Origin of the sequence: Nostoc sp. DedQUE09 (assembly GCF_034530915.1) — a bacterium.
Lineage (GTDB): Bacteria > Cyanobacteriota > Cyanobacteriia > Cyanobacteriales > Nostocaceae > Nostoc.
This window is the reverse complement of record NZ_JAVRCE010000057.1, coordinates 22,624-37,581: the sequence shown is the minus strand read 5'-3', so window position 1 is coordinate 37,581 and position 14,958 is coordinate 22,624. Positions and strand designations below refer to the sequence as shown.

16 protein-coding genes are annotated in these 14,958 nt (G+C 39.6%); 9 read left to right on the top strand and 7 right to left on the bottom strand.

The genetic code is table 11. The annotated features are described in order from the left end of the window. Positions 1–37: 37 nt before the first annotated feature. From RMY27_RS27250 to RMY27_RS27240, 3 genes are all read left to right on the top strand, one after another. The gene (locus RMY27_RS27250; RefSeq protein WP_322667983.1) at positions 38–610 is read left to right on the top strand and encodes a hypothetical protein; all 573 of its coding nucleotides are present in this window, start codon (positions 38–40) and stop codon (positions 608–610) included. Between the two features lie 350 nt (positions 611–960). Next, positions 961–1,200, top strand: a complete 240-nt coding sequence (locus RMY27_RS27245; RefSeq protein WP_194043059.1) for a hypothetical protein — start codon at positions 961–963, stop codon at positions 1,198–1,200. A gap of 63 nt (positions 1,201–1,263) precedes the next feature. Further along, positions 1,264–1,521, top strand: coding sequence for a hypothetical protein (locus tag RMY27_RS27240; protein ID WP_322667982.1), 258 nt, complete (start codon positions 1,264–1,266; stop codon positions 1,519–1,521). Positions 1,522–1,566: 45 nt separating this feature from the next. Here the strand turns inward: RMY27_RS27240 and plsY are convergent, their stop codons facing one another. From plsY to RMY27_RS27220, 4 genes are all read right to left on the bottom strand, one after another. Continuing rightward, positions 1,567–2,250 (bottom strand): glycerol-3-phosphate 1-O-acyltransferase PlsY, encoded by a 684-nt coding sequence (gene plsY, locus RMY27_RS27235; RefSeq protein WP_322667981.1) that lies wholly within the window; start codon positions 2,248–2,250, stop codon positions 1,567–1,569. 107 nt (positions 2,251–2,357) lie between these two features. Then, the gene (locus tag RMY27_RS27230) at positions 2,358–3,632 is read right to left on the bottom strand and encodes a DUF3086 domain-containing protein (protein WP_322667980.1); all 1,275 of its coding nucleotides are present in this window, start codon (positions 3,630–3,632) and stop codon (positions 2,358–2,360) included. Positions 3,633–3,772: 140 nt separating this feature from the next. After that, on the bottom strand, positions 3,773–4,159 hold the full coding sequence (locus RMY27_RS27225; RefSeq protein WP_322667979.1) for a DUF3119 family protein: 387 nt from the start codon (positions 4,157–4,159) through the stop codon (positions 3,773–3,775). A gap of 126 nt (positions 4,160–4,285) precedes the next feature. Further along, a complete protein-coding gene (locus tag RMY27_RS27220; RefSeq protein WP_322667978.1) occupies positions 4,286–5,080 on the bottom strand; it encodes an MlaE family lipid ABC transporter permease subunit in 795 nt (264 codons plus the stop codon). A gap of 477 nt (positions 5,081–5,557) precedes the next feature. On the opposite strand from RMY27_RS27220, the gene RMY27_RS27215 reads away from it, so the two are divergent. The 3 genes from RMY27_RS27215 to aroH all read left to right on the top strand — a co-directional run bounded on the left by RMY27_RS27215 (position 5,558) and on the right by aroH (position 7,729). Next, positions 5,558–5,854 carry a hypothetical protein gene (locus tag RMY27_RS27215; RefSeq protein WP_322667977.1) on the top strand — a complete coding sequence of 99 codons (297 nt, stop codon included), beginning with the start codon at positions 5,558–5,560 and terminating at the stop codon, positions 5,852–5,854. Positions 5,855–6,390: 536 nt separating this feature from the next. Further along, positions 6,391–7,212 (top strand): signal peptide peptidase SppA, encoded by an 822-nt coding sequence (gene sppA, locus RMY27_RS27210; RefSeq protein ID WP_322667976.1) that lies wholly within the window; start codon positions 6,391–6,393, stop codon positions 7,210–7,212. A 103-nt stretch (positions 7,213–7,315) separates the two neighbouring features. Next, positions 7,316–7,729, top strand: a complete 414-nt coding sequence (gene aroH / locus RMY27_RS27205) for a chorismate mutase (RefSeq protein WP_322667975.1) — start codon at positions 7,316–7,318, stop codon at positions 7,727–7,729. 26 nt (positions 7,730–7,755) lie between these two features. Here the strand turns inward: aroH and RMY27_RS27200 are convergent, their stop codons facing one another. Next, a complete protein-coding gene (locus tag RMY27_RS27200; RefSeq protein WP_322667974.1) occupies positions 7,756–8,145 on the bottom strand; it encodes a type II toxin-antitoxin system VapC family toxin in 390 nt (129 codons plus the stop codon). Between the two features lie 132 nt (positions 8,146–8,277). Then, positions 8,278–8,502: a DNA-binding protein gene (locus RMY27_RS27195; protein WP_322667973.1), complete on the bottom strand. Its 225-nt coding sequence runs from the start codon at positions 8,500–8,502 to the stop codon at positions 8,278–8,280. Positions 8,503–8,607: 105 nt separating this feature from the next. On the opposite strand from RMY27_RS27195, the gene RMY27_RS27190 reads away from it, so the two are divergent. Then, positions 8,608–9,588 (top strand): hypothetical protein, encoded by a 981-nt coding sequence (locus RMY27_RS27190; protein WP_322667972.1) that lies wholly within the window; start codon positions 8,608–8,610, stop codon positions 9,586–9,588. Positions 9,589–9,658: 70 nt separating this feature from the next. Beyond that, the gene (locus tag RMY27_RS27185) at positions 9,659–10,330 is read left to right on the top strand and encodes a hypothetical protein (RefSeq protein ID WP_322667971.1); all 672 of its coding nucleotides are present in this window, start codon (positions 9,659–9,661) and stop codon (positions 10,328–10,330) included. 690 nt (positions 10,331–11,020) lie between these two features. Here the strand turns inward: RMY27_RS27185 and RMY27_RS27180 are convergent. Further along, positions 11,021–13,234 (bottom strand): phosphoketolase, encoded by a 2,214-nt coding sequence (locus RMY27_RS27180; protein ID WP_322667970.1) that lies wholly within the window; start codon positions 13,232–13,234, stop codon positions 11,021–11,023. A gap of 189 nt (positions 13,235–13,423) precedes the next feature. Here RMY27_RS27180 and RMY27_RS27175 point away from each other — a divergent pair, with 189 nt between their 5' ends. Next, a complete protein-coding gene (locus RMY27_RS27175; protein WP_322667969.1) occupies positions 13,424–14,806 on the top strand; it encodes a cytochrome P450 in 1,383 nt (460 codons plus the stop codon). Positions 14,807–14,958 lie beyond the last annotated feature (152 nt).

Below are 14,958 nucleotides of genomic sequence, written 5' to 3'. Positions count from 1 at the left end.
GGGGTAGGATTTATACCAATTTTAGATATTTGCAACCATGAAAAAGAATATTAAATTGTCAGGAAATAGCCCAAAACGTTCTTGTTTCCTACCTATAGCTTCCTTAATTTTCTCGGTTGCTATGTTCTGGTTGGTGGGTCGTGCTGTAGCTAATAACGCCGTTCTGCGTTCCATATTTTCCTGCCAAGCACAAGGTTTAGGGGGGCTAGTACCTACGGTTGACGTTTGGTATCAACAAGGAACAAACTTAAGTTTTATTCCGGCTGGAGAAGTAATTAAAAAAGTTTGGTTAAATGATCCATCACAAGTAACTATGGATTTTGATGGGCCAGTATGTATGCAGTTTGGTCAAGAAGCTAATAGTAATTCAGGAGATTGTAAAAACTCCGCAGCAAATGTAATTCAACTCAGACGAATTCAAAAACTAGACATTCCTGGACTTCCTCCCACTAGCAATACACTTTTAACTGTTGTTACCGAAGCCCAAGGTAAAAACAAGTTGTATACTTTTAAAGTGATATATAAAACAGATGATCCTGAATATCACACCTTAGCAGTTTTTCCCGATCCTTCTGGACAGGAAGCAGCTTGTTCGAGAGTTTTACAATAAAGTTCTAGCAAAATTACCTGATAGCCACAGAAGTTTCCCCTCGAAAAAAAGCATTAATACCTACGTATATCTGCATTGTGGTCGATCAAAAGCCCTGCTATAATTGCCTCCTCCTAAAAAACGGTTAGGGAAGATTTAAGCCTTTGGGCAGTTTTATTTCTTTACATAGCACCGTTAAGCTAAAGTGTGGGCTAGTGTTGCAGTTCAATCAATTGAAAAACGCTATAAGTTAACAGATTTAAATGATTCAGGCATTTTTAGCCGACATCTTTATAAATCTTCAGACAAAAACTAACCACAAATTCCAAAATCGTGTAAATATAAAGAAAAGCTTAAGAGGTTACAGACTCATGGTGACAGCGAAAATGATGCAGCAGCTTTGGGCTGTAATCGAGTCTACCCAGGTCAACACCCTGCTCCAGTTTGACGATGCTGCTTTAGTACAATTGCTTCTCCAGCAGTTAAAAGCGAAGCAGGGGCTTGATTCCCAGGCAGATAGCACCCTCAATACTTATATAAAATCTAAACTGCCCCTAATTCGTGATACGGCTGAAGGTCGATTATCTTTAGGGCAAGGCGGCAATCATTAGTCCGAAAAATCAAATTATTGCTCGCTGCCAAGCATACGCTCAGAGTTCAAACAGTGGAATATTATGAATAACTGGCTAGTAATTGCCCTAGTAGCTTATCTAATTGGAGCAGCGATTGAAGGGGTGAGTACAGCCAGTCAGCTATCTCATTCAATGCCAGAACTAGCTAAAAACACACAAGCTCATCCTTCAGAGTCTGACACTGGGTCTAGTTCAAGTTGGCGAGTTCTGGCCGCCATCGCCTCAGTGACTATTTGTGGAGCTTTTTGGTGGCCTTGCCGCCTTTTCCACCGTTTGATTAAAGGCAACGTTCGTTCGTAAGCCTAAAATATCAATACAGTAATTCTGAAAGCAGCTCTCGCTTACCTATGATGCAGTTTGTTCGGGTTCTGTCGCTACAGGTTGCCCAATTTTTGGCTCCGTTCCCGCAAACAGTCGTTCAATATTAGTGCGATGGCGCAAAATCACATACAACCCACCGGCAATCCCAAACAGAATATAGGGTAAAGGTTGATGCAAAAGTACCATGAAAATGGAAACTGCGATCGCGCCTGCAATTGAACTTAAAGAGACAATCCGCGATATCGCCACAACGACGGCAAACACACCCGCTGTTGCTAAACCTACCTGCCAACTCATTGCCAACAAAATCCCCAAGCTGATAGCAACAGATTTACCACCAGTAAAGCCTAAAAAAATTGATTTACTATGTCCCAGGATGGCAGCTAACCCAGATGTTGTTACTAACCACGGTTGCCACAGTTGTGCATCTACCGTTGGAGGGATATAATTTTTAATTGGTTCAAAGTTGAACAACCAATAAACTAGAGCGATCGCTAATACTCCCTTTAAGGAATCAAGTACTAAAACCAATGCTCCTGGCCCTTTGCCCAAGGTTCTTAGTACATTAGTTGCGCCAGTGGAACCGGAACCAACTGCCCGAATATCAATACCTTTTAACTGCTTCACAGCAATGTAGCCAGTGGGAAAAGAACCCAGCAGGTAAGCTATGACCACAATTGCTCCGCACAGAGTTAACCAAATAGCCATAATAAAATTCAAAATGACGCTCGAAGACTCGCTAACGCTACGCTAACAAAATTTAAAAAAGTCAAGAGGTATTACTCTTGACCAATGACTAATGACTAATGACTCATTTAAAAGTCATCATCATAGTTTCTCATCATTTTGGGATCAGGGGCAAAGGCTAACCATAGGGGAAATTGCAACAGTGACAAACTGATTTGTTCTTCTGAATCGTCAATGATAATTAAAGGCAATTGATTGGCTTTCGTCAATCGGTCTGCTTTTTGGGCGAGAGCGTCAGATGCCTCAAATAATACCACACCCCGGTCTGGGCCGAAATCTGGGCGACCGATTCCTAGACAATCTTGCAAGCCGCGTCGCCATTCACCTAATCGCTCCGGTGTATTAGCTAAGACTAAAGTACGGACGCGATCGCCATACAGCTTGTGTAATATCGAAATTGCAGCTGAGGCAATCAAAATATTTTGTAAGCGGCTACCCATTGTCCGCAAACCACCCCGTCCTCCTTGGGTAAAAAACCAGTTGGAGATTCGTTCAGCGTGGATTGGTTCAAAGGTACGCCGTAGTTGCCACGGTGGCCCGTAGTAATCTGGTTTATTACGGTATTGGTCAATGAGGCGGCGAATTTGCTTTGTCGTATCTTGAAACTGCTGTTGGGCAAATTGGGGTATTCCAGGTTGGGGTTCAGCTGGTTTAGCCTCTTTTACAGCTGGCCTTTCTCTTTCTACCACACTTGGCGTCAGTTGCAGCTGTTCAGCAGCAGAGGCCAAATCCTGTAAGCTACCCGTGAGATAGTCTTTAAAACCTTGCACCCGAATTGCCAAGTCTTGGGATGTACCAGCAAAAGTGGTTCGCATCTCATTGCGGATACGTTCTTGACGGCGTTCTAGTTGTTCTACAGAAATTTGCAGCGTTTGTTTGCGTTGTTCTAACTGCACCAGCGACTCTTGCACGAGTCGCCCTAGTGAGGTTTGAGTTTCACTCACCTGTGTCTGAAGCTTTTCGTAAGAAGCTTGCAGCTTGGCTATTTCTGACTTGAGAGCTACTTCAGTAGTCTGCAACTCTGCTATCCGCTGCTCTGCTTCTACATATAATGAATAATTTCCTGATTCTATATTAGACCCCAGGGCGACATTTTCCGGTTCTAATTGCGCTACAAACTCGCCATTGGAATTTTCTGTTAGCTCTACTGTAGAATCTACCACTTCTGCATTGGAAATGAGTGGCTCAAAAGTTGTGTAGTCCTCTGATGAGCTAATGGCTTTTGTGTCTACCACTGACTCAACTGATGGATTTACCGGATGTTCAACTGCATTGTTCTCTTCTGGTTTTTCTGTCAACCGCTCATCAATTGGTTCTGGGGTTTGAGATGCCTCTGGGTTCATAAACAATAGTGTAATTCCTATGACGCGAATAAATAGCTTTCAGAAATATTACAATTGACCTGCCATAAAAGTCCTGAGCATGAGTGCTGAGTTCTGTCTGAGTCTATATCAAAACGACTCAGCACAGATGGCACTCAGCACTAAATACGCGGACAACGTTGTTCTAAACAAGTTTTCAAGGTGTTGGGGTCAAATAAAATTGGCAAAAAGTGAATACTTTTAATTTCTTTAAAGTAAAACAAAATGGGGACTCTATTCCAAAAGATCCGCCAGTTTTGCCATTCTTGGTAGGGAAAGCGTCGAATCAATTTTTCGCCTCTGTAAATATCTAAGTCAGTAGCGGTAAATTGCAAACGCAGCGTTAACGCCTGAAACATGAGAAACAAACCAAACAGCGTGAAAACTGAGCCTACCCAAGGTTGTACCAACAATATTGGAATTGCGGCAATCACTAACACTATCGGTATGTTGTAACTAGGCTTGAGTTCCACAGTTGATATGGAGTTAGAAGCAAATGAACTGGTCACAGTCTTAAATCCTGCTTTGTTTATTAGGCATCTCTCCTATTTTAGGAGTCAGGAGTTAGAAGTTAGAGTTAAGAGTTAAGAGTAAGGAATTTTAACTCATAACTCATAACTCCTCACTTCTAACTTTTATAGCCCTATGAATGCACTGCCAGTCCCCTGAAACATTAACCAAGAAAGAAAGAAGTTGCTCACAAATATAATCAGCAAGGCAGTCACAACAGCTGTTGTAGTTGACTGTCCTACACCTTTGGCACCTCCTGTTGTCGTCAACCCCCAACTGCAACCAATTACAGCAATTAAAATGCCAAAACAACAAGCTTTAATCATGGCGCTAAAAATATCCCAGATGCCAAGAAAGTTACGGGCTGAGTCGAGAAATACCGTATCAGACAGGTTGTAGATATTTGTCGCAACTAAAAATCCTCCGAACATCCCTGTCACCAAAGACAGAAGGGTTAAAATTGGTAGCATGAAACAGCAAGCAAGAACGCGGGGGATAACCAGATAATCAATTGGATCTGTTCTCAACATCAACATGGCGTCGATTTGTTCTGAGACTCGCATGGTACCGATTTCTGCTGCAAAAGCAGAACCGACTCGCCCGGCCAAAATCACTGCTGTCAACACAGGAGTGAGTTCTCGTGTCAACGCTACAGAAAGGACTCCGCCGATAATGTTTCCTGCGCCAAAGTTGATAAATTCCCGCGCCACCTGAATGGTAAACACTGCGCCAACGAAAATAGCCGTCAATAGGGCAATAAATAAGGAATCTGGCCCAACTGCTGCCATTTGTTCTAAGGTGTTGCGCCGATGGATTTTGCCTCTCAATAGGTGAACTAGTACTTGCCCACCCAGAAAAATCGCCGCCAGCAGCCGCTGACTCCATTCCCCTAAACTGGATTTGGATGTAGTCTGGTTCAATGTTCTGTAGCTAACTCGGTAACTGCCTTAAGAATAGCGGAAGTCATGGGAATGGGGAATGGGGCATTAGGAGTGCTGAGTGCTGAGTTAGGAGTTAAGAGTTAGAAGTTAAGAGTTTTGTTTATCTCCTTGTCCCTTTGTCCCCTCATCTCCCTCATCTCCCCTGCTCCCCACTTCCTCAAGGAGGCTAAATATTAACTTAGATTAAAGATGTTCTCAGAAAATAAAGCTGTTCTTAAGCGTGCTTCAAAGCAATAAATAAGTAGTACTCTTGGCTATAAAGTCTATTTTACAAGGCTTTTGTAGATTTCAGCCACTTTTTTGATCCCCAGCATGGGCTGTAACTGCTAGCCTTTTATTTTAATGAAAACTTAAGATTTTTGACAGATTCGCTGCTCTGGAGCGATCGCCCGTATTGTAGAAAATGACAAACCGCTATTCAGCTTTTGTCTTCTCTACTCACGGAGTTTGTCTTAAATGACTATTTTTACTAACTTTCTCCGCTCCCTAGTACTTACAATCATTTTTAGTTTTATCGTTCCCATATTTTTTGTTGGCGGCGGATTGCTCCTTCTATCCCTCATCGGTAACATCCCTGGCTTACAAGACTTAACTGAGGCGATCGCTACTGAGATTATGCATTTTCTCGCCACCTTCGGCAGTGGAACTCCCCTACGCGGATTATTTGTAATTAGCTTAACCTGTAGTTTCGTTGGGGCGTTGTTTGATATGTTCGTGTATTATCGGTATCAAATCTTACGTATAGATTCTTGAGTAGTGAAATCGCTTCATCAGGAGATTATTGGGCTGTAGAAGACAGGAGAAAGTTATATTTCCCAGAGTGAGAGTACTACTAGTCTTAACCTAAATAGAGATTAGTGTTGCTGAATTAATTTGTATTAATTAAATTGAGTGTCGAAGTAATTGATTAAATATTTATATATTCTTTAGTTATTAATTACTGACAACTAGTAAACGTGTGCGACCTTAGTAAAATCAGTCCTCAAACATTCAAAAAGCCAGAATAACAAGGCATTGAGAGCTTTGAATTTTGCAAAATAGCTAAAATAGCCTTTCTAAATCATCAGGTTAACGCTAAACTAGAGTTTGGCATTTTGTGCTAGCCGTAATCTTTAAGGGTTTGATTAGCATTAATTGAGAATATCAAATAAAACTCACTGAAAAATATAAAAATTTCCTTAAAATTTTGATGAACACAATGCTTGCTCATGTTTCTTAACAGAGGAAAGCAGGTCGTCCGACCGTTGGGGATCTTATATTGAATTTATTACGAGGTATGTTGACAGCTCATGGTTTGGCCGTTTAAGCCCAAGTTTAGAAAACAAATTGCGCGGATTGAAATTACTGGTGCGATCGCCAGTGCTACTCGCAAACGCGTCCTAGAAGCGCTGAAAACTGTAGAAGAAAAAAAGTTTCCGGCTTTATTGCTACGTATCGATAGTCCTGGCGGTACAGTCGGAGATTCCCAAGAAATCTACAGTGCCCTAAAGCGTCTGCGCGAAAAAATCAAAATCGTCGCTAGCTTTGGCAATATTTCGGCTTCTGGAGGAGTCTACATCGGTATGGGAGCCGAACACATCATCGCTAACCCAGGTACGATTACGGGTAGTATTGGTGTGATTCTGCGTGGGAATAACTTGGAACGCTTGCTAGAAAAAGTTGGTGTTTCCTTCCAGGTAATTAAGTCTGGTCCTTATAAAGACATTTTGGCTTTTGATCGGCAACTGACCGAACCAGAAGAAAACATCTTGCAAGAGTTAATTGACACAAGTTATCAGCAGTTTGTCCAAACGGTAGCTGATGGCCGATCTTTAACGGTAGAAGCTGTGAAAAGTTTTGCCGATGGTCGGATTTTTACTGGACAGCAAGCCCTAGCCTTGGGTGTTGTAGACCGTCTGGGCACAGAAGAAGATGCCCGTCGCTGGACAGCAGAACTGGTTGGTCTCGATCCAGAAAAAACTCTCTGCTATACCCTAGAAGAACGTAAACCCTTATTGAGTCGCTTTATACCAGGAAGCCGTCAGTTTTCATCAGGAATTGGGGCTGGTATTGATTGGCTCGAATTTGAAATGTCTACTAGTGGTTTACCTCTGTGGTTATATCGACCCTAAATATGAGTTAGGAGTTATGAGTGAGGAGTTAGGAGTTAAAAATCCTAACTTTTCATTCTCAACTCTTAACTCCTCACTTTTGTGTTTTAAGGAGGATTTTGGCGTGGACTGGCAAATGCGGGCTATTCGCGGAGCAACAACCGCTTCAGAAAATACTGTTGAGACAATCCGAGAGGTAGTTACAGAACTACTAAATGAACTGGAAAACCGGAATCAATTCCAGCCAACGGATATCATTAGTGTGACTTTTTCTGTGACACGCGATTTGGATGCAGTTTTTCCAGCTGCGATCGCAAGAGTGCGTCCTGGTTGGGATAATGTGGCTATGTTGGATGTGCAGCAAATGCACGTCGAAGGCAGCTTACAGCGCTGCATTCGCTTCTTAATCCACGCTTATCTGCCAGCCTCCGCCTCAATTCATCATATCTATTTACGCAACGCCGCTAGCTTGCGTCCCGACTGGAGTTTGCCTCAGACTTTACAAGCATCACAGCAAGCAGTTAAGTCAAAAGTGTAAACTATTTAATATTTTTAAGGTGAAATCTAGTTTTCCAACCGCAAATTAGAAATGCGGCTGTAGTGACGAATATTGTGTGTTACTAAAATGTAATTTTCTGCAACTGCAACACTAGCAATTAGTAAATCAAATTCAGCAATAGTTTGTCCTATCCTACGGAGTTCTGCTTTTAATTCACCATACTTTCTGAGAGCAAAATCAGTTAAAGGTATGACGGGTAAGTTTTGAGTGAAGTTTTCTGCACGAGTTAAATTTTCCACTACTCGTTGAAAATTATAAGCACCAAAATATAACTCAGCAACTGTGATGCTACATATATAAATTTGCTCCCATCCTATTTCTCTAACTTTATTTCTGACTGAATTAATATCTTTAATCCAATAAATGCAAGTATCAGTATCAAGTAAATAAGTCATAAACTAATATCATTGTTAGAAATAGTTCGGCTATCATAAATATCTTTAACTATTTCTTCAGCAGTACGTTCATCTTCCCAAGGGCCAAGCCTTTCCATAAATGTATCTAGTGGATGCGGTTTTGGCTGCTGTTCAGATGAGACAATTTATTTTATTAACTATCAATTGATTTGCTTCTGGAACTCCTAATTTTTTGGTTTCTTCTTTAGCTATAACCATAATTTGCATCAAGGTTATAGCCTGACACAGAACATCACCTTCACTTGTGCCTATTTTATTTGCTAGTTCGTCTAATATCTGATTTAGTTCAGGTGACAAATCTAAGTTTAAGCGAACCATCTTTTGACTGTTAGTCATGGTTCCATCTTTGTGTAAAATCTTAATTATATTATAAATAGAACGTTTCTTGATCAATTGCATTAAAATATATTATTGAAATTATTTTTAAGTTAAAACTTAGATATGAAAGAAGCTCGTCATATAGCTACTGGGAGAATAGTCCAGGCATCTGAAGTAGATTATCCAGAATATCATGGAATTTTTCAATGCCCACATTGTAAAGTAGCATTGCGATTAAGAAAAGAATATACTCGTTCAGATGGAACAAGAATAACTGCTGCTTTTATTCATCCTCCAGGTGAAACAGAATTGGAAAAAAAATGCCCATATCGAATAAATATAAATTTTGGTAAGGCAAATTCACAAATAAACTTCCCTCATTCTCGTGAGCAATGTTTTAAAATTTTGAAAAGGAATTTTTTAAAATGCTTAAAGAATCATAGTAAAGTTAGCATTACAGAATATTACTCAACCAATAAATTAGCGTTAGAATCTATACGCATTTTTATAGATTTAAATAAAAAGATAATTGCAGCACCCCAAAATGGTCGATATATTTTAGAACTCACAGAATCACGAAGTATTGAAAAGTTTTTGCAAAATAAAATATATGCCAAAGCCAAAATTAATTCTTATGAGCCAGAATCAATACATAGAAAGATACTACTTGCTTCTCTAGAAAGCGAGTTGGATTTAGCAACCCAAAAATCCAATAGTTTGATTTGGGGGCTAGAGTTTTTAATTTATGAAGCTAGTGATGATTTTATACAAGAAACATTAGATTATATCTTTGGAAAGTATGTTGATAATAAAGAAATCAAGGGTATAGAACTAAAATATGAAATAAATAATCTTAGTATAGGTAATTTGAGTTTTGGTGAAATTGAAAAAATATTAGGTTTTCAATTAAGCATCGTAAAGCAAGCAGATAAAATTTTGTCAAATGATAAATTAATAAATACTTTTTTTGCCCAAATGTACAAAAATGAATATTCGGACAGCAATGCAGTTATTTTTAATGAAATACAAAAAATTCATAATGTGGTATTTCAGTATATTATAAATTATCTAGTTAATTTTCCTTGGGAATATCTGTTATATTAACTATTTGTTAATTTGATTGATTTAATTTTTTTTGTGAGTTTTGTCTAGATTACTAATTTATAGAGAAAATATGAATAAAGAAGAAATTGAATTTTTTAGTAAGATTAGTAATCAATTTCTACAAGATGTATTTTTTATAGTGGGTATTGTGATTACAATACTGACATACATTAATGCAAAACGAACAATTCTTCAACCAATAAAAACTGAAGTATTCAAATTGCAGGTAACAAAATTTTCATCGATTTTAGATATATTTGATAACCAAGGCTATATACAGATAAAAAAATGCTTTGAAAAAATTCTATTTATTAATGCTTGTTCACTTTGCGATGATTATGCAGAGTTATTTTTTGATATTGAATTAAACAGAAATACAAGACCATACAACACAGAAGAGATTGAAAAGATTATATGGAATGTATATTCAATGAAAGATATAGAAAAATATGAACAGTTTAGAAATAAATTTAATGAGTTAGTAGCGATTAAGAAAAAAAGGGAAGTCAATAGTTTAAAAGAAGAATTGATTTATACAAATAATTTAGAATTTTGGATGAATTATAACTATGAAGAATTAAAAATCCCTACTGAATATAGTGAATTACGTAAAAAGATCATAGATGTAAAGTCATCACCACTATTACCGAAGGAGCTTTTAGTATTAATTGAAGAATTTATAGAAGCTATGAATCACAAATTAAATTTAGTTATTGAAATATTAAATGAATGTATTAAATAATTACCAAATGATTATTTTATACAAGAAATAATTGGAGAAAGATCGAGTTTATTTATACTAATTCAAATAAAATATAATAAAAAATTTAATAATTTAGAACTAATTGCTAATAAAATTGTTCAATATATTAGAAATTACTGGCTAGTAGAAAAAATTAATACATAATAATTAAAGCTACATATATACACCATAACAATTAACTGATAGGAGTGTAAATATGTGGTTTAAAAATCTTTAGTGCACTAACCCGATCGCACTTTTCCTCAAGTGTCCACATTCCCCACGCTTCCAGATAAAAATATTACCCTTCGTCCTAGCTCAAAAATCAAGTTTTGCGACTTGTAAACTAAGTTTCTGACTCCAAAACTAGCTTTTGTGACTCCAAAAGTAGCTTTTGTGACTTCAAAACCAGCTTTTGTGACTCCAAAACTAACTTTTGCGACTCCAAAACCAGCTTTTGTCAAAGAATTTCAGCAAATCTACTCCCATTTTTTCTGCTTGCTAAGTTCTCTTCAATAAAAAAACGCAAATATACGCATTCTGACGCAATTTTTAGCGTTTCTATACGTATAAATGCGATAAAAGTAGAAACAATTCCAGCTTTATTTAATGGGCGTTGCTAAATCTAGGGATGAATATCTCACGCAAGGGAAAATTCAATAAAATCATCCCGCATTTATGCAACATCATTTAATGCACTAACGCGATCGCACGTTTCGTTAACGCTTCAGCAGTCAATCCATTAAACGCCATCAACTCTCCAGCACTGGCTGTAGTTTCGCCACGTTTCCATGCAAAGGTGTCGCGCTTGGCTGTACTCCGTAACAGAATTGGTTCTAGCATCCCCGCCGCACCACCTGTAACAGCAATTAGCGCATCGCCATCAAATAATTCGGCAAATTTAGCATCATCCAAGAAACCGCCTTCGGGTTCAGAACAGGTATCCCATGCAGTATCAGAGCTACGATACAATTGCCGAGGATTGATAACAGAAACTATCTTCGCACCAATACCTTCAGTTTCCAAGAAAGCAGCAGCTTCAAATACTGGCATTAATGTCATATCACCAATCACAGCAAATACAACTTGTCTATCACCAGCAACTTCATGTAATAACACTGCACCATCGCGTAACCCTTGACGAGTTTGTTCTAAAGTTGTACGAATTGGTAACGGCGATTTACTTGCAGTAATTACAATTCCCTTATTCTTAGTTTTCAACGCCCAATCATAACAAGCTTGAATACTATTAGCATCAGGCGGAAATAATGGGAAAATATTTCCATTTCGCATCAAGGAAGCAAAGTAAGCTTCAATTTCTGGACGTTGGTGAGTCCAACCGTTGCGCCCTTGCTCTAATGCTCCTGCTGTGAATAAAGTAATAGTCGAGGGAGTTTGACGGCGCAATTCTGCCATTGATTGGGTTACAGTTTGCCAAATTGGTAATCCGTTGATGGCAAAAGATTCGTAAGAACACCACAAAGTTCTCGCACCCATTAACGCCAAACCGGCAGCTAAACCGGCACAAGCATCTTCACTCAATGGTTCATAAACTTGTCCATTTGGTGCTTGATTATATAAGTCGTCGGTCGTCGGGTGGATAATCTTTAATGCTTGGTTGATGTTGGCAATTCCAGATGCTTCGTTACCGTCGGCGTTGGTGACGAGGAAATTTTGATCTTTATTTCCAACTATTCCTACCAATCGTCCCATCGCAGTTGTGGAAACTTTTGGTTCGCCACCAACTGCATATTCTTCTAAAGGTAATTCGCCTAATTCTGGTAATGGAAATTCAAATTCTGTCACCACAGTTTTTGCTGCTGGGCCACCACCGGCGCGTTCTGCGTTTGTTCTAACTATTTGCCAAGCTTCCGCAGACAAAGCACGGGTTTGCAATGCACTAACAATATGCGGTGCATCCAGCGTATCTTTAGGATACAAGTTGTGAGATTTTGCCCCCCGCGCGTGGACTCCTGCACCTTTGAGTTGTTTAATAATGAAGACGGTAAGTTTACCACCTAACGCCGATCGCGCTGCTTTATCTACACCTGAAAGTACTGCTTGCGTAAATGCTAGGCGTTTCTCAAAAGAAAAGGCGGTACTATCAACGTAATCCCCTGGCTGGTTTTGATCGTCAAAATCCTTGGCATCCACTAATACGACTTCATCAAAACCGTTACCTTGCCAATATGCTTGCATCTGTTCGTTGGTTTTGAGGGAAACCATGCTGTGATGTTCTTGGCTGTAACCGTTCCACACCAACACTGGTAAGAAGTTGGTGACAGCAGGATAAGCTGTATGGAAGTGAGCGATCGCACTTACAATATAAGGCTCACCCAATCCACCATCACCCACTGTAAAGGGGAACAACTTATCTTTGTGCAACAGTGCAGCCGCCATTGCAAAGTGTTGTCCTTGTCCTAAAGGCCCCGCAGGTGCGAGAATACCGGGGATGTAACCAGAAAGGTGTCCTAAAAGTCCGTGCTTTTCTCGGAAGCGATCGCGCAATTCTTGGACTGTAAAAATTCCCATGTCCTCTAGCGAACGATCCAAGAACATGGCACTATAAAATCCAGGGGCATGGTGTCCCACTTCGGTAATAATGTTTTTGTATCCCAGCATGACAAGAGATGCGTAAGCTTCTGCTTGACTGGCAAATCCGCCGGGATGCCCAGAAGCTTTGCTACCAGTAACTTGTAAAGTCAGGTAGCGTAAGGCATCAGCAGCAAGTAAAGTTTGATATACAGCTGCTTTGTCTGTGGTCGATGCGATCGCTATTTTGCCCGACTCTATAGCAGGTGTTGCACCATAAGTTTCAAAATCTGGTAATGCTTCACCAAAATATTGAATCCCTTCAGAAAAATTGGGAAGCGCTGAAGATGCCTTTGGGGAGATTGCAGTCATGCTGAGTACCTTTTAACGATTAGGTGAAACTGTAGATGCTCGTTGAATTTAACAAAAATTTTACATCTTCGAGGTTGTAACAGTTTATTGCTTTTTTGCAACGTTAGAATAAGTACTTTAAATGGTTACGCGACTAGAATTTCAATTAGCTTAAGTAGCAAAAAAAATATTAAGTAACAAAAAAAATTTATGAAATTACCAAATGGGCCGCAAATCCCAGCCCTTCTACAGATGCTACGCTGGATTACCAATCCTATGTCATTTATGGAAGCTTGCGCCAAAAGGTATGGGGAGATTTTTACTATCAGATTAGAGAAAAATTTTCCTCCTTTGGTGATTGTCAGCAACCCTCAAGCGCAACAGCAAATTTTGACAAATGATACCAAGGAATTAGAAGCACCTGGTGAGATGAATGAGGAGTTTGAATCTTTGCTGGGTAAGCATTCTGTGATTACCATCAGTGGGGCTGAACATCAACGCCAACGGCAATTGTTAATGCCTCCTTTTCACGGCGAAAGAATGCGAAACTATAGCCAGGTAATTACTAATGTCACCAAAGAAGTTATCAGCCAATACCAGATAGGTAAATCCTTTAATATTCGGTCTGCTACTCAAGCTATTACCCTGCGGGTGATTATGCAAGCTGTATTTGGGCTATATGAAGGGCCTCGCGCCGAAAAACTACAGCAATTTTTGGGCGATCTTTTAGAAAAGGCTAGTTCTCGGCTAAGTGTGGCTTTGCTTTATTTTCCAGCTTTGCAAAGGGATTTTGGCCCGATTAACTTCTGGGGAAAACAGAGACGCCTTCAGCAAGAAGCTGACGAACTCATCTACCAAGAAATTCGAGAACGTCGAGAACAAGCAGATTCATCACGTACAGATATTCTCAGCTTACTCATGGCTGCTAGGGATGAAGCCGGTCAACCTATGACTGATGAAGAGTTGCGCGATGAATTGGTGACTCTGTTGGTCGCTGGTCACGAAACCACAGCCACAGCCTTAGCATGGGCATTATACTGGATTCACAAAATACCATCAGTGCGCCAAAAGCTACTGCAAGAATTAGATAAATTGGGCGATAACCCAGACCCTAATATCATTTTCAAGTTACCCTATCTCAACGCTGTTTGCTCTGAGACGTTACGCATTTACCCAGTAGGTATACTCACTTTTCCCAGGGTAGTAAAGACACCCATATTGTTGGGTGGTTACGAACTAGAACCGGGTACAGTCGTACTTGGTTCCATTTATCTGACCCATCAACGGGAAGATATTTATCCAGAACCTAAGCAGTTTAAGCCAGAACGCTTTTTAGAACGGCAATTTTCTGCCTATGAATACTTGCCCTTTGGCGGTGGTGCTAGACGCTGTATTGGGCTGGCATTCGCCCAGTTGGAAATGAAGCTAGCACTTGCTCAAATCCTTTCTAGCAAGGAATTAGAACTAGTTAATAAAGGTGAAGTACGACCTAAACGCCGTGGTTTGGTGACAGGCCCAGATCGTCCTATTGAGATGGTTGTCACGAGTCAACGTCAGGTTAAGTCTCCTATTTTACAGACAAGCACTGTTTGATACTGCGAGGTTTAATGGTTGCGTTCAGCAAACTTTCAATCATCTATACATTTAGATAGATTTTCAATGCTTTTAAACAATCCCCTATAGTCCTATTTAAAAGAGGACTATAGGGGATTTTAATATATTACGACTGTAAAAAGAATGGATTT